Raw genomic sequence first — 20,796 nt, 5'->3', positions numbered from 1 at the left:
CCGAAGCGGAGCGGAACATAGCATGGATTTTCCAAAAAGCAATGCCGGTGACGCAAGTCACCGGCATTTTTTAGCTGAACATCGTCAAACTTAGTTGACGGCGTCCTTAAGGCCTTTACCAGCCTTGAACTTCGGCTGTTTCGATGCCGGGATGTCGATTTCTTCACCGGTGCGCGGGTTGCGACCTTTTGAAGCAGCGCGAGCAGCGACAGCGAAGGTACCGAAACCAACCAGACGAACTTCGTCGCCGGATTTCAGAGAATCGGTGATGGAATCGAAAACAGCGTCTACTGCCTTGGCAGCGTCAGCTTTGGACAGATCAGCTTTAGCAGCTACACTTCCAACGAGATCGTTTTTATTCACTTCCTGGCCCCCTTGTTTGGACGTTCGGAGTTATGAGGAAATTTGGTTTGCCCCAAACCTGTTGCATGGGCAGTGTAAGCAGGTCGCCAACAGCTCGTCAATGCGAGAGACGCAGTTTTCTGCGGTTTTTGACGTTTTTTTCGATTTTTTGCGCTTTACACCAATCCCGACATGTTCCTTTGCCGATTCTTGGGCAAAGTTATCCACAGAAAAAGGGGGCCGACAGTGTCGGCCCCCTTGTTTTCTGCGCGTTCTGACGATCCTTAGTGAGTCGTCACACCGCCGATTTCCGATTCTTCGCCGTCCTTGGATTTGACAGCAACGTCATCAACCTCTTCTTCCCACTCGATCGGGACAAGCGGATTGACCAAGGCGTGGCTCAGAACTTCGTCAACATGCGACACCGGAATGATTTCCATGCCGCGTTTGACATTGTCCGGAATCTCTTCGAGATCCTTTTCGTTTTCCTGCGGGATCAGAACGGTTTTCACCCCGCCGCGCAACGCAGCCAAGAGCTTTTCTTTCAAACCGCCAATCGCAAGCACACGGCCACGCAGCGTAACTTCGCCGGTCATCGCAACGTCCTTGCGCACCGGGTTGCCGGTCAGAACCGAAACAACCGAGGTCACCATACCAACGCCGGCCGACGGGCCGTCTTTGGGGGTGGCACCTTCTGGCACGTGAACGTGGATATCCCGTTTCTGGAACAGGGTCGGCTTGATCCCGAAATCAACCGCACGCGAACGGACAAACGAGGTCGCCGCTTGGATTGATTCCGTCATGACTTCACCGAGTTTACCGGTGGTTTTCATGTTGCCCTTGCCCGGGACGGTAACAGACTCGATCTGAAGCAAATCACCACCGAACTCGGTATAGGCAAGACCGGTGACAACACCGACCTGATCTTCACCCTCGGTCTCGCCGAAGCGGAACTTGCGGATACCGGCATATTTACCAAGTGTCCGCGGGGTGACACGAACCGTTTTCAGGTTTTCAAGCATGATACGCTTGGTCGCCTTACGGGCCAGCTTGGCCAATTCACGTTCGAGGCTACGCACACCGGCTTCGCGGGTGTAATAGCGGATCAGATCACGAAGTGCCTCGTCCGAGATGCTCCATTCCCCCTTCTTCAGGCCGTTATCCTTGACCTGTTTGGGAATGAGGTGACGTTTGGCGATCTCGACTTTCTCGTCTTCGGTGTAACCGGAAATCCGGATGACTTCCATACGGTCAAGCAGCGGCTGCTGCATGCGAAGCGAGTTGGCCGTGGTGACAAACATCACATCCGAAAGATCGTAATCGACCTCGAGATAGTGATCGTTAAAGGTCGAGTTCTGTTCCGGATCCAATACCTCAAGCAGAGCCGAGGCCGGATCGCCTCGGAAGTCCGAACCCATCTTTTCAATCTCGTCGAGAAGGAAGAGCGGGTTGGAATATTTCGCCTTTTTCATGCCCTGGACAATCTTGCCCGGCATGGACCCGATATAGGTCCGGCGGTGACCGCGGATTTCGGATTCATCACGAACCCCACCGAGTGACATTCGCACAAAGCTACGCCCGGTCGCATTGGCCATTGATTTACCAAGCGAGGTCTTACCAACACCGGGAGGACCAACGAGGCAAAGGATCGGGCCTTTGACCTTTTTGGTACGCGCCTGAACCGCAAGATATTCAAGGATGCGTTCCTTGACCTTTTCCAGACCGTAATGCTCCTTGTCGAGCACCTTCTTGGCCTTTTTTAGGTCATGGGAAACTCGTGAACGCTTGTTCCACGGAATGGACACCATCCAGTCAAGATAGTTGCGCACCACGGTGGCTTCTGCCGACATCGGGCTCATATTGCGCAGTTTCTTGAGTTCTGCCTGTGCCTTTTCCTTGGCTTCCTTGGGCATTTTGGCCTTGTTCAGCTTCTCTTCGATTTCAGAAGCTTCATCCTTGCCATCTTCGCCCTCGCCCAGTTCCTTCTGAATGGCTTTGAGCTGTTCATTCAGATAGTACTCGCGCTGGGTTTTCTCCATCTGGCGTTTGACGCGGTTGCGGATCTTCTTTTCAACCTGCAACACGCCAATTTCGGATTCCATGAAGCCGAAAATACGTTCCAGACGATCGCCAACCAGCTTGGTTTCCAGCAATTCCTGCTTTTCGGAAATCTTGAGCGACAGGTGGGATGCCACCGTATCGGCAAGCTTGGCCGGTTCTTCGATCTGATTGACCGAAACCAGAACTTCAGGCGGAATTTTCTTGTTCAGCTTGATGTACTGTTCGAACTGGGTGACGACCGAACGGGCCAGCGCTTCGAGTTCGCTGTCATCCTCGTCACTGTCTTCACGCACCGAACCATAGGCCTGGAAGAATTCCGGGTTATCAACGTAGCCGGTAATTTCGGCACGTTTCCCGCCTTCAACCAATACCTTGACGGTTCCGTCCGGCAGCTTGAGAAGCTGCAAGACAGTTGCGACAGTACCAATTTCATAGAGATCTTCGACAGCCGGGTCATCGAGACCGGCGTCTTTCTGGGTGACAAGCAGGATCTGCTTGTCTTCGCGCATTACATCTTCGAGTGCACGCACCGATTTTTCACGTCCGACAAACAGCGGAACAATCATGTGCGGGAACACGACAATGTCACGCAACGGCAGCACCGGGTATATTTCGCCACGCGCCAATTCGACCATTATGTTCTTTCCCTACTCTGAGCCGTAACGCTGCTGTGCGGTCCTGCCATAGGCCCCGCCAGCAACGCGAACATGTTTTAGATAATCGTTAGATAATCCGGATTTCCCGCACCGCAATAGTTGCCGGTGCGGGAATTACGTTCAGGCAGTATTTTCAACACCTTCACGACGTTCTGCATGGATCAGCAACGGCTTTGCCTTTCCATTAACGACGTCAGCGTTGATGACGATTTCCTCGACACTTTCCATGGTCGGCAGATCGAACATGGTTTCAAGCAGGATGCCTTCCATGATCGAGCGCAAACCACGCGCACCGGTCTTGCGTTCAATTGCCTTGTCGGCAATCGCCTTGAGCGCATCCGTCTGGAAGGTGAGTTTCACGTCTTCCATATCGAACAGGCGCTGATACTGCTTGATCAGTGCGTTTTTCGGCTCGGTCAAAATCTGGACCAGAGCTTCGTTGTCGAGGTCTTCGAGCGTTGCCAGAACCGGCAGACGACCAATGAATTCCGGGATAAGACCGAACTTCAAAAGATCTTCCGGTTCGACTTCGCGCAGAACATCACCAGCACGGCGTTCATCAGGGCCACGGACATCGGCACCAAAGCCGATTGCGCTGCCCCTGCCACGCTGGGAAATCACCTTGTCTAGGCCAGCGAACGCGCCGCCGACGATGAACAGGATATTGGTGGTGTCGACCTGCAGGAATTCCTGTTGCGGATGTTTCCGACCGCCCTGCGGCGGAACGGAAGCAACAGTGCCTTCCATGATCTTGAGCAATGCCTGCTGCACGCCCTCGCCCGAGACGTCACGGGTGATGGACGGGTTGTCAGACTTGCGCGAAATCTTGTCGACTTCGTCGATATAGACGATGCCGCGCTGGGCCCGCTCGACATTGTAGTCAGCAGCCTGCAGCAGCTTGAGAATGATGTTTTCGACATCCTCACCCACATAACCGGCTTCGGTCAGGGTGGTGGCATCTGCCATGGTGAACGGCACATCAAGAATACGTGCCAGGGTCTGGGCCAGAAGCGTTTTACCGCAACCGGTCGGACCAACCAGCATGATGTTCGATTTTGCCAGCTCGATGTCTTCATTCTTGCTGGAATGGTGCAGGCGCTTGTAATGGTTGTGAACCGCGACCGAGAGAACTTTTTTCGCATGGCCCTGACCGATGACATAGTCATCAAGGACCTTGCAAATCTCTTGCGGAGAAGGCACCCCGTCTGCCGATTTGACGAGATGTGTTTTGTGCTCTTCGCGGATGATGTCCATGCAAAGCTCTACGCATTCATCACAGATGAACACGGTTGGACCGGCGATGAGCTTGCGAACCTCGTGCTGGCTCTTTCCACAGAAAGAACAGTACAGAGTGTTCTTGGAGTCCCCGCTATTCGATTTGCTCATACAAACCCCAATTACGTTTGACGTTATCTTTTATCGCCATGTTAGCCGGTAAACGATACCGATCTCAACGTTTAATCTGCGCTTTTCGGCTTTATGGCGTCATGTTTGATATGGGTTCGCTATCTTGGTTGCGAAACCCCTTGCATTAATCACCCAAACGTTCGGGCGGCCAGCAAGTTCCGAACAATAACGCCCAAGCCTGCACATACTCTTGTCTATGACTTAAAACTGCCATGAGGCAAGACATAAAAAAACGCCCCGGCCGATCACCGGGGCGTTTCCACCAATCACACCTGAGTGATCAGTCTTTCTTTTCATCGCTTTCCGGCTTCGGACGCGATGTAACGACCTCGTCGATCAGACCAAATTCCTTGGCCTGATCAGGGGTGAGGAAGTTATCACGTTCCATTGCGTCTTCGATGGTCTTGAGATCACGGCCGGTATGTTCGACATAGATCTCGTTAAGACGCTGACGCAGAGCCAGAATTTCACGGGCATGAATTTCGATGTCCGATGCCTGACCCTGGAAGCCGCCTGACGGCTGGTGGATCATGACGCGTGCATTGGGCAGGCAGTAACGCTTGCCTTTTGCACCGGCCATCAGAAGCAGCGAGCCCATGGATGCCGCCTGCCCCATGCACACCGTGGAGACATCGCAACGGATGTACTGCATGGTGTCATAGATGGCGAGACCCGAGGTCACAACACCGCCCGGTGAGTTGATGTAAAGCGAGATATCCTTATCCGGATTTTCCGATTCGAGATGCAGCAACTGCGCACAGATCAGTGACGACATACCGTCATGGACCTGACCGTTGATGAAAACGATGCGCTCCTTAAGAAGGCGCGAAAAGATGTCATAGGCACGCTCGCCACGGCTGGTCTGTTCAACGACCATCGGTACAAGCGAATTCATCCGTTCTTCAATCATCAACTGCAATCTCCCTGCATGATCCTAAACCGTGTCCGGCCGGATTACTTGTCTTCAGATTTGTCAGCAGCTTTTTTAGCGGCCGGCTTTTTGGCTGCAGCTTTCTTGGCCGGGGCTTTTTTAGCCGGAGCCTTTTTCTCTGCGTCCTTTTTCGCCGGTGCTTTCTTAGCAGCCGATTTCTTCTTCGGAGCTTCGTCTTCCTCTTCCGGCTTCAGAAGGTCTTCAACCGAAACGGTTTTTTCTTCTACCTTGGCGAGTTCGACGATGTAATCAACGACCTTGTCTTCATATACAGGGCCCTGAAGCGCCTGCAAGGCCTGCGGGTTATTTTTATAGAATTCGATAACCTGCTGTTCCTGACCCGGATATTTCTGGGCTTCGGCAACGAGGACCTTGTTGACGTCTTCCTGAGTGACCTGGATCTCATTCTCACGGCCGACTTCTGCAAGCAGAAGACCCAGAAGAACGCGACGTTCTGCGATTTCGCGGAACTCTTCGGTCAGCTCTTCTTCGGACTTGCCTTTGGTTTCGTCGTCTTCCTGTCCAGCTTCACGGGCCTGTTTGATCTGGCCAATGATGCCTTCGAGTTCGTTTTCAACGAGCGACTTCGGCAGTTCGAAGCTGTGGTTTTCAGCCAGCGCGTCAAGAAGCTGACGCTTCATTTTCTGACGGGAAACCGATTCGTATTCGCGGCCAAAGTCCTTGCGGATCGCTTCTTTAAGGGACTCAAGGCTGTCCTGACCGAGTTTCTTGGCCAGTTCATCATCCAGCTCAGCCGGTTTCTTTTCCTTGATTTCCTTAACGGTTACGTCGAACTCAGCGTCTTTGCCTGCGAGTTCGGCAGCACCGTAAGCTTCCGGGAACTTCACTTTGACGACGACTTCGTCACCAGCGTTCACACCGGTCAGCTGATCTTCGAAACCTTCGATGAAGGAACCCGAACCGAGTTCGAGTTCGTAATCTTCGGCTTTGCCGCCTTCGAACGCTTCACCGTCAATTTTGCCCAGGAAGTCGATAACAACAACGTCACCGGCTTTGGACTTGCGCTTACGCGCGAGCGGTGCGGTCGTACCCTGTGCGGATGCGATGCGCTCGAGGGTTTCGTTCACCTTGCTGTCGTCAAGTTCAACAACTTCACGGGTCAGCTTCAGCTTTTTGAAGTCCATTGCTTCGATGGCCGGGATGATTTCGACTGCGATGTCGAATTCCAGATCGCCGCCTTCATCGAATTTGGTGACTTCGATTTTCGGCTGAACAGCCGGGCGCAGGTCATTGTCGTTCAGAACCTTGCCGGTGTTTTCGTTGACAGCCGCTTCAAGGACTTCGCCCATGACGGCCTGGCCGTAACGCTGACGCAGGAGTTTCGCCGGAATCTTGCCTGGGCGGAAGCCCGGCAGGCGAACCTGATCCTTGATCTCGTCAAGTTTGGCGACGACTTTTTCTTCGATATGTGCGGCGGGCACGACGACTTTGAACTCGCGCGCCAGGCCTTCGTTTTTGGTTTCAGTAACCTGCATAGATAACTCTTTTGCTTGGTTCGAATAATGTCCGTTACGCGACGCAGTCCGGACGTCAGAAAGTCAATACGACTAAACGAATATGGTACCCGGTCAAATTTTCGGCCTGCTTATGGTACGGGTGAAGGGACTCGAACCCCCACGGATTGCTCCACTGGAACCTAAATCCAGCGCGTCTACCAGTTCCGCCACACCCGCACACAAGCATAGAAATCACTCCGGTCACACCGGAATGAGTGCGCCTTAATACAAACTTCGATCCCCTCATGCAAGCATCGCCTTTTCGACAAACGCAATCTTGTCGAAAATATCCATCAAACAGGGCCTAAATCGACGGCAATCAGCCGATTTCAGGTGACGCCCCCCTAGCGAAAATGACGTTTTACGGCACTGGAAACCGCGATTTTGCCCTGCCCGACGTAACTTTCGTGATTTTTTTCGATGGTCGAAAGGTCATAGAGATAGTTCACCATCATCCCGAATGACTGGTTCCAGCCATTTTCCTTGGCATTGCCGTTCCAGTTTAGCCGTTCTACCCGCGCACCGTTGCTCAGATGAAAATGTGCGACCGGATCAAAGGCGGTATCCATGCCGGGACGCTTGGCATTCAAAAGATACCATGCCGTCAGGTACTCGATATTTGCCCGCGTGCGCTCTGAAACGCCGTCCGGGCTGGTAGCAGGTGGTTTTGGGCCCAGCAAGTCATCGCAATCGGTCAAGGCGGCCTCAATCGCCTTGGGCAGGCCGGTCGCCTCACCCTTGGCCATGGTATCAAGCTGCCGATCCATCCAGCTGCGCAGTGCCGGTATCGGCGACAGGGTTGAAAACTGTTTGAGATGCGGCAGATCACGCTGCAATTGGGCGACCACCCGCTTGATCAGGAAATCGCCAAAGCTGATTCCTGCCAATCCGGCCTGCGCGTTCGAGATTGAATAGAAGATCGCCGTATCGGGCTTCGTGTCGCTTTTGGGCGCCTTTTCCGTGCCGCCCAAATCGTCATCCTTGCTTTCGATCAGCTCATCGACGTTGCCTGCAATGCCGTTCACAAGCGCGACTTCCACGAAAATAAGCGGCTCATCAGGCATCCCGGGATGGAAGAAGGCAAAACACCGACGGTCTGATGCCAGTCGACGTTTCAGATCATCCCAGCTTTGAATGGCGTGAACCGCCTCATAGGCGATCAGTTTTTCAAGCAGTGCGGCCGGTGAATTCCATGTGATGCGTTGGAGTTCCAGAAAGCCGATATCAAACCAGCTCGCCAGCAGTGTCTTGAGATCACGTTCCAGAATGGCAAGTCCCGGGGCCTCCTTGCGCCAACGCAAAAGATCGGCGCGCAGATCAACCAGGAACTTCACACCTTGTGGTAATGAATTGAATTCCTTGAGGATCAAACGGAATGGCGGCACCAGTGCGGCCCGCAGTTCGGTTTCAAGCAATGCCTGCTCTGCCAGATCATCAGCCGCCGTCCAATCGGCCATGACTGCCGCAACACGGTCACGGTCCACCCCGAATTCATTGACCAGAAGGTGCAGGAATTCACGTTTCCCTGCATCATCAAGGCGCAAGAAATCATGCCCAAGGGCGGCTGCGCGCGCACGGGCCGATACCGCCCCACCGCGCCTTGCCAGACAATCGGCGATCTGTTCGCGCCAACGGTCCTGGCGGGTCTGGCTTTCATCAAAACCAAGACCACGCACCACCGGGCTATCGCGCAGTTCGCGCCATGCGCCACGAAGATTATCAAGGGTTCTGTCGAGAAACGTCTGAGACATGCCTGTCTCCCACTCCGATATCAGAAGAACTTCAAATCGTTTCCTCAATGCGTGATGTTCTATCCCATCACGCCATACCGTTTTATATCGGGTGATTATACCGCAAGTGCCAGCGGCTGCGGCGACTTCTTATTCACCTTATTTCACATCATGCCTTTTTGCGCGACGCCAGCCACAGTTCGCGCAAGACAGCCGGAAGATGTTCCGGAATGTCTTCGGCAATCAGACCCGGGCCAATATCAGCGCCGCTTCGTGCATGAAGCCATACACCCATGCAGGCGGCGTCAAAACTATCCATGCCCTGCGCCATCAAACCACCAATGATCCCTGCCAACACATCACCCGCCCCGGCGGTTGCCAGCCAAGGCACATCGACCGCACTGATGGCGGCCCGCCCGTCGGGGGCGGCAATCACCGTATCAGCCCCCTTGATCAGGACAGTCGCGCTGCAGCGTTTGGCCGCGGCCCGTGCCCGACAAAGCTTGTCACCTGTAATATCGGGAAACAGGCGGGCAAATTCGCCCTCATGCGGGGTCAGGACGGTCGGGCCTTGTACGGCAAAGCACAAGGTAGACGGATCTTCGGCGAAGCTTGTGAGTGCGTCAGCATCAAGCACCGTCGCTCGGCACAAATGCAAAAGTTTCAGAACAAGGGCACGGGTATCATCGCCAACCCCAAATCCCGGCCCAATGACAAAGGCGTTATGACGACAGTCATTCACAAGCGCATCAAACGCAGACATCGGGGCGGTCATGTTGCCCGGTGCATCTGATGCGTAGATCGGCAATGCTTGCGCATCTGCCACGATGGTCAGAAGCCCCACCCCGGATCGGCGTGCGGCACGCGCCACAAGGCGGGTTGCCCCGGTCATGGTAGCGCCGCCAAAGGCCAAAAGATGCCCGCGATGGTATTTGTGGCCTTCAAGCCCCGGCCAATGGATGCCAGCCCGCCACAAAACCGGATCGTTGCGCCAGCAGGCCGGCGCAATATCAAGTACTGTCTGATCGGTTATGCCGATGTCGCGCACGGCCAGTTCACCGCACATCAAACGCCCCGGCAAAAGATAATGTCCGGGCTTTGCCCGACAAAACGTCACGGTCAGGTCGGCCTTGACGGCGACACCCAGAACCATACCAGTATTGCCATCAACACCCGATGGCACATCGACCGCAACAACGCTGCACGGGCTTGAATTGATTGTGGTGACAAGTTCGGCGATATCGCCGGTGATGGCGCGCGCAAGTCCGGCCCCGAAAATACAGTCGACCACCAGATCCGCGCCGACAACAAGGGCGGGTGAAAGAAGCTCGGTCGCCCCTTCCCAGCGGGCGGCATGCAGGGCAGCGTCCCCTTTGAGGTCAGCAACATCGCCCATCAGCCCCAAACGCACCGACCAGCCTTCATCACGCAGAAGCTTGGCGATGGCAAAACCATCGCCGCCGTTGTTGCCGGGGCCACACAACACAGATACGGAACGCGGTGACCAGTGACGGATGATTTCCTCAAATACGGCGCGACCGGCATTTTGCATCAAAACGTCGCCGGGAATGCCGCCTTCGATCGTGCGGCGGTCTGCTTCGTACATCTGATCGGTTGTCAGGATTTCAAACATTTCACCCCGTCATCCTTGTCATGAACTTCCGGTCTGCGTTATGCATCAAGACAGCATTTAAAACAGGTCCAGTCGACTGTAGCCATTTAAATTTCACCCCACTATAGTGCAGCGAAATTCGCATGTCGGATCGTTGGCAGAAAGGCTGACCGTCAGACCGCAAAACTAAACTTTCCGCAGCAAGGCTTTGCCCGCATGCATGTAGTCGTCATGGGCGCCGGGGTCATCGGGACAACGGCGGCCTGGTATCTTTTGCAAAATGGTCATCAGGTTACGGTCGTTGATCGTCGGCATGCCAGTGCGCAGGAAACAAGCTTTGCCAATGGCGGTCAGATTTCTGCCTGTCACGCCACCCCATGGGCGAATGCATCCACCCCCAAACAAATCCTCGGCTGGCTTGGCCGGGAAGAAGCGCCGCTTCTGTTTCGGATGCGCTTTGACCCGCAGCTATTTTCATGGGGCTTGCGGTTCTTGCGCAACTGCACCGATGCGCGGGCCAGGATCAATCTGGAAAAGGCGCTTCGCGTTGCGATCTATAGCCGCGATTGCCTGCGCGCGCTTCGCGACGAGCTTGATCTTGAATACGATCATAGCACACGCGGTATTCTGCATATCTGCCGCACTGAGCAGGACATGGTCGCGGTCGAAAAGGCCACCGCCCAGATGCAGGAATACGGGCTTAAACGTCGACTTGTCTCGCCCCAAGAATGTCTTAACATCGAACCGGCCTTGCGTGATGCCACAGCACCGATCATTGGCGGCAGCTTTACCCCCGATGATGAAAGCGGTGATGCGCGTAAATTCACCGAATGTCTGAGCGAACATTGCATCGCCAAGGGTGCCGCATTCCACTTCAACACCAACATCACCGGCCTTGTGCACGATCAGGGAAAGATCACCTGTGTTCAAACTGACAAGGGTGACATCCATGCGGATGCCTTTCTGGTCTGTCTGGGCAGCTACAGCCCGCTGATGCTGGCCCCGCTTGGCATTAAACTGCCGATTTATCCGTGCAAGGGATACTCGATCAGCATCGATACCACAGGCTATTCCGGGGCACCCGAAACGGCCCTGATCGATGATAGCGTGAAAATGGTGTATTCGCGCCTCGGCACACACCTTCGAGTTGCAGGCACAGCGGAGCTTGATGGCTATAACCTTCGGATGTCGCTACGCCGCCAAAAACTTATCGTTGATAAAGCACTGGAATTATTCCCGAATTCAGGTGATCGCTCCAGCATCGATTTCTGGTCGGGTTTGCGGCCGGTAACGCCGGATTCTGCCCCTGTTCTTGGGGATACGAAGTATGCTAATCTATACCTTAATACGGGGCATGGGACGTTGGGTTGGACGATGAGTTGCGGATCAGCAAAAGCAGTCGCCGATCTCATCAGCGACAAGACCCCTGACATCTCTCTGACGGGGCTGGGTATCGACCGCTTTTAGCGGACGACCTGATTATTATGGGATCACGGGCTGACATGACCAGCAACACACCAATTGGTTCAACCAATGTGCCATTGGCCGACCAGGTTGTTCTGAACGCCCTGCCCTATGCCGCCGTCATTTGCGACCGCAACGGCATCGTCATGCAATGTAACGAGGCCATCGCGCGTTTGATCGGCGTTTCGCGTGATCGCATGCTTGGCCGCAAGGCCGGTTTCATTTCCAAAGGTCTGATGAGCGATATCGAAGATGTGTTTTCTTCGGGCCGGACTTGGCGCGGCGATATCATTCTGGTCGGTGCTGCCAAGGAAAGCCATGTCTGCGACCTTTCCATCGCGCCGCTTGAATACTGCCAGAACAATGAAACGCGCACCGCGGTGCTGATGACATTGCTTGAAAATGACCGTCAGGCACAGGCCGAACGTACCTTGATGGAGCAAAACCGCAATCAGTCGGATGCCAACGCGTCAAAATCCGACTTTATCGCCAATATGGGCCATGAATTGCGCACACCGCTTAATGCGATTATCGGCAACTCCGAACTGATTGCGCATGGGGTTCTTGGCGATCTGCCTGACGGGTATCGCGAATGCGGCCGCGACGTTTACGAGGCGGGCAAGCATCTGCTTGAACTGGTCAATAATGTTTTGGACGTGTCAAAGCTCTCGGCCGGTTCCATGACCTTGCAGCTTGAAGAGGCTGATCTTGGTTCGGTGATACGCGATGCCGCCCGGCTTGTCGGGGATGATATTTCGCGTCGCAGCCATCAATTGCAATTTGATCTGCCGGATCAGCCGGTATCGATGCTGTGTGACAAGCTGAAACTCAAACAGATCCTGATCAATATCCTGAGTAACGCGGCAAAATTCACGCCCGAACACGGCAAGATCCGCATCGGACTGACCACAACCGACGAAGACGTGAGTTTTGCGATCGAGGATAATGGTGTCGGCATGAGCCCGAATGACATTCCCCGTGCGCTGGCCCGATTCTCGCAGCTTCATCCATCCGGGGTGAAGGAAAGTGTCGGCACCGGTCTTGGCCTGCCGCTGGCCAAGCTTCTGGTCGAACTGCATGGCGGTCGACTTAGTATCGAAAGCGATCTTGGCAAGGGTACGACCGTGCGCATTACCCTGCCCCGGCCGTAACCTGATATCGTTAACTCTGTTTATCAAAAGACCCGCCCGGACATGTCCAAGGCGGGTCTTTTGATTTCAAGGCCTTACTGGGCCGCAGATTGATTGATCTGGTCGTGCCGCGCGATGACGTCCTTGGGCCAGCGGCTTTTGATGTAAGACAGGCTGGCAATGATTTCCTCGTCGCTTAGCACGCCCTCATATCCCTGCATGGCCGATTTATAATCGCCCCCGGCCATCGCCGCCGGTCCGTACTTGGTCAGTTCAAACAACACCTGATCGGGATGATGCCAGGTATGGCCGGTTTCGTCGTGGGGTGGCGCCGGAAGCAAACCGTCAGGACCGCGTTCACGCCAATTGGCTTCGCCCTCAAGTCTGGCACCATGGCAGGACGCACAATTTGCGTCATAGATTTTCTTGCCCCGCGCCACCAGTTGCAGATCATCAGGACGCAACGAGACATCCTGATCCGTGATCCCGTCCGGGCCAAAGAATGTGACGATGCCATACATAATCGCCGCACCGATAAGGGCGCCAAGCGCCATAACACCTTTATTCTTCAATGTGCTCTCTCATTCTTTTGGGTTTCGGGATCATACCTTGCGGGCGAGATCATTGATGATCGGGCAGTTCGGACGATCATCGCCGTGACAGGACTGCACCAGATCAGACAATGTATCGCGCAGGCTTTGAAGTTCGGCGATCTTGCGTTCGATCTCTGCCAGATGGGTTTTAGCAATTTCCTTTACATCGGAAGAGGCACGGTTGCGGTCCTCGTAAAGTGACAGCAACACCCGGCAGTCTTCGACCGAAAACCCCAGCCCGCGGGCACGTTGCAGAAACCGCAATTTGTGCAGATCGTTTTCATCATAGTCGCGATACCCGTTGGCCAGGCGCCCCGGCGAAACCAGACCGATATCCTCGTAATAACGGATGGTTTTCGCCGGAAGTCCACATTCAGTCGCGGCATCAGAAATGTTCATCGCCCTCTCCTATTTCCGGACTGTCCAGCGCCGCAATGTCAGCGAGTTACCAACAACCGAGACGGAGCTGAGCGCCATCGCCGCACCGGCAATCGCCGGGCTCAGAACACCGAATGCTGCCAACGGAACACCCACCACGTTATAGGCAAAGGCCCAGAACAGGTTCTGTGCGATCTTGCGACGGGTGGCGATCGAAATATCAATCGCGGCAGACACAAGTGCCGGATCAGACCGCATCAGGGTGATGCCAGCCGTTTCCATGGCAACATCGGTGCCACCGCCCATGGCAATACCGACATCGGCCGCGGCCAGTGCCGGGGCATCATTGATGCCGTCACCAACCATGGCGACATGACGGCCTTCCTTGCGGAGTTTTTCGACTTCACGTGCCTTGTCTTGCGGGCGAATACGACCTTCGCCGCGTTCCAGACCAAGTTCGCGTGCCACGTGGCTTGCGACATCCTGACTGTCACCCGACAACATGATCGATGAAATACCGCGTGCCTTCAGATCGGCAATCGCCTGTTTGGCACCTTCGCGAATGCGATCCTCAAGTGTCAGGTACCCTGCAAACTTGCCATCAATCGCAACCAGAATAACGGTTCTGCCTTCGCCTTCGTGCTTCTTGATGTCCTTTGCCAGATCCTGCGGCGGACCTGCAATATCAAGATCACTCAGCAAGGCTTCGCTGCCGATGGCGATCTTGTGCTTTTCAACATCGGCCATGACACCGGCACCGGTTTTGCCCTTGAAGTTATCGATATCAGGCAGCGACACACCTTCATCCTTGGCAATCGAGACAACTGCACGCGCCAGGGGATGTTCACTGGCGGCCTGAACGGCTGCTGTCAGGCGCAGCAACTCATTACGGTCAACACCCTCAACCGGGCAGATATCGCGCACGGTCGGCGTACCTTCCGTCAGGGTGCCGGTTTTATCAAAGATGACGGTATCGACATTATGGGCCTGTTCAAGCGCCTCGAAATTACGGATCAGGATGCCGTTGCGCGCAGCACTGCCGGTACCGGCCACCAGCGCAGTCGGCGTCGCCAGACCAAGCGCACAAGGACATGCAATCACCAACACGGAGACGGCGGCAACGATGGATGCCTCTGCGCCAAAGCCGGTAAACAACCAGGCGGCCAAGGTCAGCAGTGCAATGACAACCACAATCGGCACGAACACGGCCGATACCCGGTCGACAAGCTTCTGCACCGGCGCCTTGCCGGTCTGAGCCTTTTCAACCAGGCGAATGATGCGCGACAGCGTCGTATCATCGCCAACCGCACTGACTTCGATATCAAGACGTCCGGTGCCATTCACCGCGCCACCAACGACCGTATCGCCACTAACACGTGCCACGGGCCGGGTTTCCCCGGTGATCAGGCTTTCATCAAGTTCACTTTCACCGGCATGAACCTTGCCATCGACCGGCACACGTTCGCCCGGCAGGACGCGAACGATATCGCCGACCATAAGGCTTTCAATCGCAACATCCTGTTCGCCTTCGCCCGCGACCACCTTGCGCGCACGACGTGGACGCAGCGCCATCAACTCACGAATGGCCGCTGATGCCCCGCGTTTGGCGCGTTCTTCCATGATTTTACCCGCAAGGATCAGGGTAATGATCGCAGCCGATGCTTCGAAATAAAGATGGGTCTGCCCGGCATTGGCCGTCAGCATGTTATAGAGGCTGAGGAAATAGGCCGCCGATGTCCCGAGTGCGACCAGCACATCCATGTTGGCACTGCGATGGCGCAGGGCCGCATATGCCCCCTGATAGAAGCGCGCACCAATATAGAACTGAACCGGGGTCGCAAGTACAAGTTCAACCCATGCCGGCAGATGATAGGAAACACCAAGGTTCATCCAGACCATCTGCAAAACCAATGGTGCGGTCAGCAATGCCGATACCGCAAGAAGGATCAGGGATTTGTCCTGTTTCTTCTCGTTGCGTGCCGCTTCGTCTGCGTCACCGTCTTCGGATCCGGATTTGTTGCGTGACGTTGCGTGATAGCCGGCATCCTCAATCGCCTTGATCGCGATGGCATCGTTGACCTTGCCCGACAGGGCCGAGATATCGGCACGTTCCAGCGCGAAATTGACACTTGCCGTGGTGACGCCCGGCAATGCCGAAAGTGCCTTTTCAACCCGCAAGGCACAGTTCGCGCATGTCATGCCATCGACATCAAAGGAAAACTGCTGGGTCACGACGCTATAGCCTGAATCCGCGACTGCCTCGGCGATTTTGGATGTATCAAGCTTGCTGTCGTCAAAATGCACATTTGCGCTGTTAAGTGCAAAGTTCACGGTGACATCAGAAACACCATCGAGACCAGCAATGGCCTTTTCAACGCGGCCTGCGCAGTTTGCACAGGTCATGCCTTCGATCTCGAGGTTTACTTCGCTGGTATTGGCAGTCGGCTGCACGGATGCCCCACCGCCTGCTGCGGTATCGTACTCGTCTGTTCGGCGATCCATATCACGCACCTCAAAAAGGGGTTATTACAAGATATGGGGCACGATAGACCTTCCAGCAACTGGAAGGTCAAGATAAAAAAGCGATATGTAAAAATGCAGGGCTAACACTCTGATACCAAAAAGAAAGCCCCGGACATTGCCGGGGCCTTCTGAAAATTGTTTGTTGGCCGATGATCAGCCTTCCGGGTTTGGTTCCCCGGCTGCGCGGAACTGGATGTAGTTCGGCAGGCCCATCATGTCGATCAGGCGGATCTGCTGTTCCAGCCAATAGGCATGATCTTCTTCGCTGTCATCAAGCAGGGCGACCAGCATCTGACGGGTCTGGAAATCATCCTCTGCCTCGGCGATCTTGATCGCCTTTTTCAGAAGATTGATCACGTGATATTCGTGTTCGAGATCGTTTTTCATCATCTCGGGCACGGTTTTGCCGATCTTGATCGGTTCGCGCGATGCGGTATCGGGCACGCCTTCAAGGAACAGGATACGCTCGATCAGACGTTTTGCGTGTTCGAGTTCCTCATCCTTTTCGTGATGCATGCGCTCATAGAGCGAATGCAGGCCCCAATCGGCATACATTTCAGCATGTGTGTTGTACTGATCCGCCGCCGACAGTTCGGCAGTGAGCTGTTTGTTCAGCGCGGCGAGGACCTTTTTACTACCCTTCATGGCGTAATACTCCTGATCTGATTAGTCGCCGTCGCCTGAACGGCTCTGGATGTAGTTTGCAATCCCGACATTTTCGAGCTGCCATTCTTCGGTCTCAAGCCAATCAACGTGCTCTTCCTGTTCTTCCAGGAATTTCACAAGCAGATCGCGCGTCACAAAGTCTTCGGCCTTTTCACAGGCGGTGATGGCTTCGCGCAGAAGCGGCAGAGACGCCAACTCAAACTTCATGTCACAGCTGATGATCTCTTCGACATTTTCGCCGATCATCAGTTTGTTGAGGTTCTGGAGGTTGGGAAGACCTTCAAGAAACAGAATGCGCTCAATCGTGTCGTCAGCGCGTTTCATTTCCTTGATCGAGAGCTTGTACTCATACTCGCCCATTTCTTCCACGCCCCAGTCCCGCAGCATTCTGGCATGCAGGAAATACTGGTTAATCGCAGTCAACTGGTTGGTCAGAATGCGATTAAGATATGTGATGATCTTGGGATCACCTTTCATCATGGCTCTCCTGATGGTTGGGCTATGCAGATAGTGGGAATCCACCCGGCTTGTTTCAAGGAAAAAACGCGCCTTTGATTACCATTATCAATAATTTAGCCGATTTTATCGAAATAAGCCACTCGGGTTGAATGACTAAAAATCATTCGCACGGATTTCCCTGAGAATGAAAATCGGTTCGGCGAAATTGCCCTTCGCAAAGATCTTGTGCCCGGATGTTTTCGTACGACTCGCAACTGCCGTGCAATCGATTGAAGCAAAACATGAAGCAGCACTTTCACACCATTCGTTTCATCCTTGGTGATCAACTGACACCGTCGCTTTCAAGCCTGAAGGATGCAGATCCCAATCGGGACCTGATCGTCATGGCAGAGCCGCATGTTGAGGCCACCTATGTCCCCCATCACCGCCAAAAAATCGTGATGATCCTCTCTGCGATGCGCCACTTTGCCGAGGAATTGCGCGAAAACGGATTTCACGTCGCGTATTTTGACTATCAAAACCATCCGACAAAATCCTTCACCGATGCCCTGAAAGCCGCCCTTTCCGAGCACAACATCAAGGAAGTTATCGTCACCGAGCCCGGTGAATGGCGGGTCAAACATGAAATCGACAAATGGTCCGAAGACCTTGATATCTCGGTTGATGTGCGCGCCGACGACCGGTTCTTTGCCCCGCTTTCGGCATTTGCGGATTTTGCCAAGGACCGCAAGGAACTCCGGATGGAGTATTTCTATCGCGGTTTGCGGCGCGATACCGGCATTCTGATGGAACCCGATGGCAAGCCGGTTGGCGGGCAATGGAACTTTGATCACGACAATCGCAAAAGTCTGCCCGATGATGTGACGCCCCCATCACCAAAGACCTTTGCGCCCGACAAGATCACGCAGGGCTTGCTTGATCGCGTTTGCGATGATTTTCCCGATGCGCTGGGGGATATTGCGTCATTTGGCTGGCCGGTCACCCGCAAGGATGCGCTTGCGGCACTTGATCATTTCATCAAGCATCGCTTGGCGCAGTTTGGCGATTATCAGGATGCGATGACGGTCAAAAGTGCCACCCTTTATCATTCCCTGATCAGCCCATGCCTCAATACCGGGCTGTTGTTGCCTGATGAAGTCTGCCGGGCGGCCGAGAAGGCCTATCTTGAGGGCAAGGCGCCACTGAACGCGGTCGAGGGGTTTATTCGCCAGATCCTTGGCTGGCGGGAATATGTCCGTGGGCTTTACTGGTATCTTGGCCCGGACTACGGCAGCGGCAATCATTTTGATGCCAAACGCCACCTGCCCAGGTTTTTCTGGGATGGCGATGTGCCGATGAATTGCCTGAAGCAAGCGATTGGCGAAACGCTTGAAAATGCCTATGCCCATCACATTCAGCGTTTGATGGTGATTGGCAATTTTTCCCTGCTGGCTGGGCTTGATCCCAAAGAAGTCTGCGACTGGTATCTGGCGGTCTATATCGATGCGTTCGAATGGGTTGAGCTTCCCAACACCTTTGGCATGGCGCTTTATGCCGATGGCGGCAAGATGGCATCAAAGCCCTATGCCGCCAGTGGCAAGTATATCGACCGCATGTCGGATTACTGTAAGGACTGCCAGTACAACCCGCGCAACAATACCGGCACGGATGCCTGTCCGTTCAACGCGCTTTATTGGCATTTCATGGATCGCAACGCCGATAAGCTTGGCAACAATCCGCGCCTTGGCATGCCATACCGCAACTGGGCCCGCATGAAGGACGACAAAAAGCGTGATTTGATCGCACAGGCCGACGCGTTCTTAAGCAAACTTGATGATGGCAAGTTTGATACCGGATCAGAACAAGGTAGCCTTTTCTGAGGCTTAGAAATCAAACGTAATCTGTTGATCGGATTTATCGCGCCCGGCCGGTGGTCGTTTCTGTTTAAATGTTCGGCTGCCATGCTGCTTGACGATTTGCTGTGCCCGATCGCGGAAATCATCGTTTTTGCGAATGGCCCAGATGTTGGTACGCGCATGTCGGGCGGCGGCCATGTGATCGATAATCGGGGCTGGATAATGTTTTCCGATCTCAACGCCCAGATCAATCTGTTCAATCGGGGCAAGACGCCAGGGTTCGTGAATGAACGCGTCCGGCACGTCACGCAGTTCCGGCACCCAACGGCGGATGAACGCACCGTCGGGGTCCTGATCATTGGATTGTTTGACCGGGTTATAGATGCGTGGCGTGTTGATCCCGGTCGTGCCTGATTGCATCTGGATCTGCGGGTAATGAATGCCCGGTTCGTAATCGACAAATTGCCGTGCAAGATGCAAGGCGGGTTCGCTCCAATGTTGCCAAAGCTGATAGCTGACGAAGGCTGTCAGCATCGCGCGCATTCTGAAATTGATCCAGCCAGTGTGATCAAGCGCGCGCATGCAGGCATCAATAAACGGAAATCCGGTTTTGCCCGCTTTCCACGCCAGAAGTCCCGGATCATCGGGATGATCGGGCCGTAACCCGTCATAGGCCGGATGCAGGTTTTCGATCTCGATCCCCGGTGTGGTTTCAAGCTTCTGGACGAAATGACAATGCCAGTGCAGCCGGCTTTCATACGCCTTTAGCGCCGAAAGAAATCCTTTGGAGCGATCTGTTGCAGGCATGGCATGGATATCGCGCCGTCTTTCACGCACAGCATGAATGATTTCGCGCAAGGATACTGTGCCATAGGCAATATGCGGGCTTAGCCGTGAACAGCTATCGAACGCGGTTCGGGGCGATGACATTTCGCGGTGATATCGCTGCCCGCGATAGCCAAGGAAACTGTCAAGCAGCCGCATCCCCGCACGTCGTCCACCACCCTGCGGGTCATTGCAAGGTGCGGAAAGGTGTGCCACCGGATGTTGCGGAATTGTACCGGGATCAAGATCAACAGCAGGTGTTTGAAACCGCACCTGCCCGGTCGGTGGGCTGGCAAAAAATACCTGCCATGCCCCGTGCCAGTGATCGCGATCAAGCCTGCCACGAATGACGGCAAACTGCCGATGTTCTTGGAATGCAATGCCCTTCTGGCGCGCCCAATCCGAGACGGCCAGATCACGTTTGAACGTCCAGAGATTGCCGGTTTCTTCGTGTGCATGAATGGCGCGGATATCAAATGTGTCAGCAAACCCGGCCAAGACATCAACAACATTGCCAACCCGCACGGTAAGAAATTGACCAAGCGCACGGGCATCAGACGCCAGTTCATCAAGCGACGCGCGGATAAACTGCCAATGCCGCGCGGATGTGTCTGGCAGCCGCCAATAGTCGGGCTCGACGACATAAAGCAACACAACAGGATATCCG

16 protein-coding genes and 1 tRNA gene are annotated in these 20,796 nt (G+C 54.5%); 3 read left to right on the top strand and 14 right to left on the bottom strand.

Annotation, left to right across the window (positions count from 1 at the left end):
- Nucleotides 1–90: 90 nt before the first annotated feature.
- The 8 genes from B2T33_RS03995 to B2T33_RS03960 all read right to left on the bottom strand — a co-directional run bounded on the left by B2T33_RS03995 (nucleotide 91) and on the right by B2T33_RS03960 (nucleotide 10,277).
- Entirely contained in the window at nucleotides 91–363 is a 273-nt protein-coding gene (locus B2T33_RS03995; RefSeq protein WP_008891813.1) for an HU family DNA-binding protein, read from the bottom strand.
- A gap of 263 nt (nucleotides 364–626) precedes the next feature.
- A complete protein-coding gene (gene lon / locus B2T33_RS03990; protein ID WP_008891814.1) occupies nucleotides 627–3,038 on the bottom strand; it encodes an endopeptidase La in 2,412 nt (803 codons plus the stop codon).
- 141 nt (nucleotides 3,039–3,179) lie between these two features.
- The gene (gene clpX, locus B2T33_RS03985) at nucleotides 3,180–4,445 is read right to left on the bottom strand and encodes an ATP-dependent Clp protease ATP-binding subunit ClpX (RefSeq protein ID WP_008891815.1); all 1,266 of its coding nucleotides are present in this window, start codon (nucleotides 4,443–4,445) and stop codon (nucleotides 3,180–3,182) included.
- 301 nt (nucleotides 4,446–4,746) lie between these two features.
- Nucleotides 4,747–5,376 (bottom strand): ATP-dependent Clp endopeptidase proteolytic subunit ClpP, encoded by a 630-nt coding sequence (gene clpP / locus B2T33_RS03980; protein ID WP_008891816.1) that lies wholly within the window; start codon nucleotides 5,374–5,376, stop codon nucleotides 4,747–4,749.
- Between the two features lie 44 nt (nucleotides 5,377–5,420).
- The gene (gene tig / locus B2T33_RS03975; RefSeq protein WP_008891817.1) at nucleotides 5,421–6,893 is read right to left on the bottom strand and encodes a trigger factor; all 1,473 of its coding nucleotides are present in this window, start codon (nucleotides 6,891–6,893) and stop codon (nucleotides 5,421–5,423) included.
- A 113-nt stretch (nucleotides 6,894–7,006) separates the two neighbouring features.
- A tRNA-Leu gene (locus B2T33_RS03970) sits at nucleotides 7,007–7,091 on the bottom strand.
- 167 nt (nucleotides 7,092–7,258) lie between these two features.
- Nucleotides 7,259–8,665 carry a malonyl-CoA decarboxylase gene (locus B2T33_RS03965; protein ID WP_286791211.1) on the bottom strand — a complete coding sequence of 469 codons (1,407 nt, stop codon included), beginning with the start codon at nucleotides 8,663–8,665 and terminating at the stop codon, nucleotides 7,259–7,261.
- A 148-nt stretch (nucleotides 8,666–8,813) separates the two neighbouring features.
- The gene (locus B2T33_RS03960) at nucleotides 8,814–10,277 is read right to left on the bottom strand and encodes an NAD(P)H-hydrate dehydratase (protein ID WP_286791210.1); all 1,464 of its coding nucleotides are present in this window, start codon (nucleotides 10,275–10,277) and stop codon (nucleotides 8,814–8,816) included.
- Between the two features lie 195 nt (nucleotides 10,278–10,472).
- Between B2T33_RS03960 and B2T33_RS03955 the strand changes: the two genes are divergently transcribed.
- Together B2T33_RS03955 and B2T33_RS03950 are read left to right on the top strand one after the other, a co-directional pair.
- Nucleotides 10,473–11,723 carry a D-amino acid dehydrogenase gene (locus B2T33_RS03955; RefSeq protein ID WP_197147386.1) on the top strand — a complete coding sequence of 417 codons (1,251 nt, stop codon included), beginning with the start codon at nucleotides 10,473–10,475 and terminating at the stop codon, nucleotides 11,721–11,723.
- A gap of 35 nt (nucleotides 11,724–11,758) precedes the next feature.
- Nucleotides 11,759–12,871, top strand: a complete 1,113-nt coding sequence (locus B2T33_RS03950) for a sensor histidine kinase (protein ID WP_197147385.1) — start codon at nucleotides 11,759–11,761, stop codon at nucleotides 12,869–12,871.
- A 74-nt stretch (nucleotides 12,872–12,945) separates the two neighbouring features.
- Here the strand turns inward: B2T33_RS03950 and B2T33_RS03945 are convergent, their stop codons facing one another.
- The 5 genes from B2T33_RS03945 to bfr (B2T33_RS03925) all read right to left on the bottom strand — a co-directional run bounded on the left by B2T33_RS03945 (nucleotide 12,946) and on the right by bfr (B2T33_RS03925) (nucleotide 17,487).
- Nucleotides 12,946–13,422, bottom strand: a complete 477-nt coding sequence (locus tag B2T33_RS03945; protein ID WP_286791209.1) for a c-type cytochrome — start codon at nucleotides 13,420–13,422, stop codon at nucleotides 12,946–12,948.
- Between the two features lie 30 nt (nucleotides 13,423–13,452).
- Nucleotides 13,453–13,842, bottom strand: a complete 390-nt coding sequence (gene cueR / locus B2T33_RS03940) for a Cu(I)-responsive transcriptional regulator (RefSeq protein WP_286791208.1) — start codon at nucleotides 13,840–13,842, stop codon at nucleotides 13,453–13,455.
- Nucleotides 13,843–13,851: 9 nt separating this feature from the next.
- Nucleotides 13,852–16,323, bottom strand: a complete 2,472-nt coding sequence (locus B2T33_RS03935) for a heavy metal translocating P-type ATPase (protein WP_286791207.1) — start codon at nucleotides 16,321–16,323, stop codon at nucleotides 13,852–13,854.
- A 174-nt stretch (nucleotides 16,324–16,497) separates the two neighbouring features.
- Nucleotides 16,498–16,989, bottom strand: a complete 492-nt coding sequence (bfr, locus tag B2T33_RS03930; protein ID WP_286791206.1) for a bacterioferritin — start codon at nucleotides 16,987–16,989, stop codon at nucleotides 16,498–16,500.
- A gap of 21 nt (nucleotides 16,990–17,010) precedes the next feature.
- Nucleotides 17,011–17,487 carry a bacterioferritin gene (gene bfr / locus B2T33_RS03925; RefSeq protein WP_008891826.1) on the bottom strand — a complete coding sequence of 159 codons (477 nt, stop codon included), beginning with the start codon at nucleotides 17,485–17,487 and terminating at the stop codon, nucleotides 17,011–17,013.
- Nucleotides 17,488–17,750: 263 nt separating this feature from the next.
- On the opposite strand from bfr (B2T33_RS03925), the gene B2T33_RS03920 reads away from it, so the two are divergent.
- Nucleotides 17,751–19,328 carry a cryptochrome/photolyase family protein gene (locus B2T33_RS03920; protein WP_286791205.1) on the top strand — a complete coding sequence of 526 codons (1,578 nt, stop codon included), beginning with the start codon at nucleotides 17,751–17,753 and terminating at the stop codon, nucleotides 19,326–19,328.
- Nucleotides 19,329–19,331: 3 nt separating this feature from the next.
- On the opposite strand, the gene B2T33_RS03915 is transcribed toward B2T33_RS03920, so the two are convergent.
- On the bottom strand, nucleotides 19,332–20,796 hold a 1,465-nt coding region (locus tag B2T33_RS03915), incomplete at its 5' end, for a cryptochrome/deoxyribodipyrimidine photo-lyase family protein (protein WP_286791204.1).

This window comes from Thalassospira sp. UBA4513 (assembly GCF_002388495.1).
GTDB lineage: Bacteria > Pseudomonadota > Alphaproteobacteria > Rhodospirillales > Thalassospiraceae > Thalassospira > Thalassospira tepidiphila.
The sequence above is the reverse complement of the archived record's forward strand: the minus strand, read 5'-3'. Positions and strand labels throughout refer to the sequence as shown.

Coding starts and splice junctions, on each gene's coding strand:
- lon (WP_008891814.1), bottom strand. CDS start 3,038: ATGGTCGAATTGGCGCGTGGCGAAATATACCCGGTGCTGCCGTTGCGT.
- clpX (WP_008891815.1), bottom strand. CDS start 4,445: ATGAGCAAATCGAATAGCGGGGACTCCAAGAACACTCTGTACTGTTCT.
- clpP (WP_008891816.1), bottom strand. CDS start 5,376: ATGATTGAAGAACGGATGAATTCGCTTGTACCGATGGTCGTTGAACAG.
- tig (WP_008891817.1), bottom strand. CDS start 6,893: ATGCAGGTTACTGAAACCAAAAACGAAGGCCTGGCGCGCGAGTTCAAA.
- B2T33_RS03965 (WP_286791211.1), bottom strand. CDS start 8,665: ATGTCTCAGACGTTTCTCGACAGAACCCTTGATAATCTTCGTGGCGCA.
- B2T33_RS03960 (WP_286791210.1), bottom strand. CDS start 10,277: ATGTTTGAAATCCTGACAACCGATCAGATGTACGAAGCAGACCGCCGC.
- B2T33_RS03955 (WP_197147386.1), top strand. CDS start 10,473: ATGCATGTAGTCGTCATGGGCGCCGGGGTCATCGGGACAACGGCGGCC.
- B2T33_RS03950 (WP_197147385.1), top strand. CDS start 11,759: ATGACCAGCAACACACCAATTGGTTCAACCAATGTGCCATTGGCCGAC.
- cueR (WP_286791208.1), bottom strand. CDS start 13,842: ATGAACATTTCTGATGCCGCGACTGAATGTGGACTTCCGGCGAAAACC.
- B2T33_RS03935 (WP_286791207.1), bottom strand. CDS start 16,323: ATGGATCGCCGAACAGACGAGTACGATACCGCAGCAGGCGGTGGGGCA.
- bfr (WP_286791206.1), bottom strand. CDS start 16,989: ATGAAGGGTAGTAAAAAGGTCCTCGCCGCGCTGAACAAACAGCTCACT.
- bfr (WP_008891826.1), bottom strand. CDS start 17,487: ATGAAAGGTGATCCCAAGATCATCACATATCTTAATCGCATTCTGACC.
- B2T33_RS03920 (WP_286791205.1), top strand. CDS start 17,751: ATGAAGCAGCACTTTCACACCATTCGTTTCATCCTTGGTGATCAACTG.